The sequence below is a fragment of the Rhodococcus sp. T7 genome (assembly GCF_009872365.1).
Classification (GTDB): Bacteria; Actinomycetota; Actinomycetes; order Mycobacteriales; family Mycobacteriaceae; genus Rhodococcus_F.
In genome coordinates, this window is the sequence record NZ_WXYH01000389.1 from 891,077 (window position 1) to 891,811 (window position 735).

Genomic DNA, 735 nt, shown 5'->3' on the forward strand with positions numbered 1-735 from the left:
CGCTGGCACTGTGTCACTGGCTCGGGACCGCAGTGCTCGATTCCGAAACGATTACCACCGAATGATACTCAGCGACAGGGAGCTTCGCGCCCATGCGTGGTTAACGAGCCTCTGCCCTCGTCAACCACTCACGGGCGGAGCCGCCTGAAAAGGACGTTGGGGCCCAGCGGGCACAACCGGTGGACATTCTGCGGAGTGTGCACGCGAAACGACTGAGACACGTTGCCTGGCATGTACTTTTCGCGCTTCCATCGACGTTCCGTAGCAATTGCCGTGCCCGGCACGCGGCGTCGCTGACGGCTCGCATGAAGTACCCGCGGGCCGCGTACTCCCGTGAACCCGGGTCCGCCGTGGAGTTGGATCGCGAGCGGCGTCGTCGTCGAATAGGTCTCGGCAGCAACGGCCTTGGCGAGCGGCCGGACGTGGATTCAAGGATGCGCGGATCTCCCAGTAAGTTCTACTAATATTGTTTAAATAATGTTAGTTTTATGGTTGTTACTCGGTCGATCATTCCGGGCGTAGTAGCCAGTTGATGGAACCCTCGTCCAGTCCGAACAGGTGGTAAGTCATGTCAGATGCGATGGTCAGTGAATCGAGGGAGGCCTCGGTGGATTCGGATCTCGAACAGTCGAGAACTTTGACGTTGACGCGCCGGGAAATTCTGGCCTCCGACGTCGTGCAGCTCGAGCTGTCCTCCCCGGACGGTTCCCCGCTGCCGCCGTGGGAGCCGGGCGC